The 355-nt window shown below is 63.1% G+C and carries 1 protein-coding gene; it reads right to left on the bottom strand.

All coding sequences use genetic code 11. From position 1 onward, the window contains the following. The coding region (locus H926_RS25990) for a transposase (RefSeq protein ID WP_148291655.1) at positions 1-355 on the bottom strand (355 nt) is incomplete at both ends.

The raw sequence follows: 355 nt of genomic DNA, 5'->3' as shown, positions 1-355 counted from the left end.
CTGTCGATCACCCCCGCGCTGGGCGAGGCTTGGCGCCCTTCGATTTCGCGCAAGTTCATCACCAGCACCGTGTTGATCGCCTCGAACAGTCCCGCATCGCGCCATGCGTAGAAATAGCGCCGCACCGTCGAGACCGGTGGAAAGCATTTGGGCAACATGCGCCACGCGCCTCCACTCGCCGCGATATAGAGGATCGCGTTGATCACCTCGCGCATGTCGGTTGTCCTGCGCCGACCGCCACGCTTGGCTGGCGGCACAAACGGCGCCACCAATCCCCATTCCCTGTCCGTCATATCCGATGGATATCGCAGCCCCGCCCGGCTATGCTCGCGTCGAGCGATATCAGTCCATGCCA

Source organism: Novosphingobium sp. B-7 (assembly GCF_000410615.1).
GTDB classification, from domain to species: Bacteria; Pseudomonadota; Alphaproteobacteria; order Sphingomonadales; family Sphingomonadaceae; genus Novosphingobium; species Novosphingobium capsulatum.
The sequence above is the reverse complement of the archived record's forward strand: the minus strand, read 5'-3'. Positions and strand labels throughout refer to the sequence as shown.